This is a genomic window from Methylobacterium sp. WL18 (assembly GCF_008040015.1).
Lineage (GTDB): Bacteria > Pseudomonadota > Alphaproteobacteria > Rhizobiales > Beijerinckiaceae > Methylobacterium > Methylobacterium mesophilicum.
Genome location: NZ_VRVD01000752.1, coordinates 1 through 2054 on the forward strand (window position 1 = coordinate 1; position 2054 = coordinate 2054).

A 2054-nucleotide genomic window follows, 5' to 3' on the forward strand; every position below is an offset into this window, starting at 1 on the left:
GCCGCTTCCACCCGCCGTCGCGGCCCTGCCGGCGCCCGTGAAGGCCTGCGCCGGGAGCTATCGGGCCGGAAAGGCCCCGAAGGACACGCCCAGCATCGTCTCGTTTCCCGTACTCTTCACGGGGACCGCCCCGCCCACCGTCGAGGCCGGCGGCCCGGTGCGCTGCGCCCCGACACCGTGAAGGCGATCTCCCCGTGAGGGCGGGTCTCACTTTGACAGCATGCCTGCCCCGTCATCGAACCATCACGCCAAGCCCGCATCCGGGGCCATCCTACCGAGGAACCGCCGTATGATCTCTCGCCGTCACGCCCTCGCCGCTGCGCTCGCCCTGTCGGTCCTGTCCGCCCCCTCGGCCATGGCCGAGCCGACCATCGGCCTCGCCGAGCGCCGGGCGATCGCGGCCTACCGCCAAGACCGCTACCCCGCGCAGGAGAAGGCGATCCAGAGGGCGGCGGGCTTCGCCGTGCCGGTGGAGATGGCGTGGGACGACCTGACGCTCCCGGGCGACGCCAAGTACTATTCCGACCCGGACTATTTCGAGAAGACGATCTTCGAGCCCCTCGCCGCTGGGCTGAAGGAGGTGGCCAAGGACAAGATGGGCCGCGACGCCCTGGCCGCGAAGCTCAAGACCATCCGCGTCCGCTTCGACGAGAACACCGCGCCGGCCTCGAACTACGCAAAGCGCCTCACGTTCGACGGCGGGGTCCTCGACGTGAACTGGCGGCCGTTCACCAACGTCACCGACTCGAAGGAACGGGCCGAGGCCGTGGTGAAGCTGCTGGAGAAGGGCCTCTGACGGTGCGTGATATCGCCCTGAGACTCGCCGCCCTGCTCGCCGCCTGCGGCGCGGCCGATGCGCAATCACAGCAGAACATCCTGGTGGATCCCGCGGGTGGCGCGATGGACAACTACCGCACGGTGGCCCGCCTCGCCGACGTGCCGTTCGCGAGTCTCGGCCCCGGATCGCGCGTGCTGGTCCGCGGCGGGAACTACGGCGACGTGGCGGTGATCGGCGCCCGCGGCAGCGCCGAGGCGCCGGTCACCGTGGCGGCCGTCGCCGGGACCAAGCCTGTCCTGTCGAACTCGGTGGTGTTCGAGAACGCCGCCTACGTCACGGTCTCCGGCCTGACCGTGCAGGGCGCGGTCAATTCCGGCTTCATCATCCGCCGCGGCTCGCACCACGTGACGGTGGCGGACTCCACGGTGTCGAAATCCGGTCTCGGCATCTGGATCGGCGACGGCGCCGGGGCCGGCCACCGCATCACCGGCAACACGCTCTCCGACAACAAGACCCACGGGGTCGCCGTCGACGTGATCAACGTGCCGCCGGAGGATCCGAGCTACATCCTGGCCAACACGGTGACCGGCAACGGCATCCACGGGATGGAGATCAACGGGTCGGGCTACGTGGTCGAGGGCAACCGGGTCTCGGGCAACGGCGTCGGGATGTCGGGCACCTCCGGCATCCACGTCTACGCCAAGGACGCCGCCCAGGACGCGGGCGACCGCAACACCATCCGGTACAACATCGTCACCGGCCAGAAGGAAACCACCGGCCAGGACGGCAACGGCATCCAGATCGACCAATGGTGCGACGGCAACACCGTCGCGTTCAACGTCGCCACCGACAACGACGGCGCCGGCCTCAACCTGTTCGACGCCGGCTCGAACACGGTGGTGAACAACACCGTCACCGGAAACATGCGCGATTCCGGCGGCAAGCACGTCTACCGCGGCGAGATCGTGCTGGCCTCGGACTACACCAAGTCGATCGATCGCACCGCGGGCAACCGGGTGCTGAACAACATCGCCTTCGCCACCCGGCCCGGCATCGCGGCCATCGCGGTCGAGGCGACCACCGCCGACAACGGCAACGCGATCGGGCCGAACTTCATCGGCAGCAGCGTCGGGGCCCCGCTCTATCGCTGGGCCGTCACGGCCACCAGCGACGGGGCGAGCCTGCCTCTGAACGGGCAAGGCCCCGATCTCGCCGGCACACCCGCCTTCCGCGACCGCGCGGCCCCGTTCGCGGACGGCCTCGCGCTGACCAAGCC

At 69.8% G+C, this 2054-nt stretch carries 2 protein-coding genes and 1 pseudogene; all 3 read left to right on the forward strand.

Annotation, left to right across the window (positions count from 1 at the left end):
• Window positions 1-181, forward strand: a pseudogene (locus FV228_RS33835) (hypothetical protein); the annotation flags it as partial.
• Window positions 182-289: 108 nt separating this feature from the next.
• Window positions 290-796, forward strand: coding sequence for a hypothetical protein (locus FV228_RS27855; protein WP_147857458.1), 507 nt, complete (start codon window positions 290-292; stop codon window positions 794-796).
• Between the two features lie 2 nt (window positions 797-798).
• Window positions 799-2054 (forward strand): right-handed parallel beta-helix repeat-containing protein (locus FV228_RS27860; RefSeq protein WP_246694054.1); only part of this gene is annotated, 1256 nt, incomplete at its 3' end.

What these genes read in the sequence shown, in the direction of transcription:
- FV228_RS27855 (WP_147857458.1), top strand. Translation starts at nt 290, where the DNA reads ATGATCTCTCGCCGTCACGCCCTCGCCGCTGCGCTCGCCCTGTCGGTC.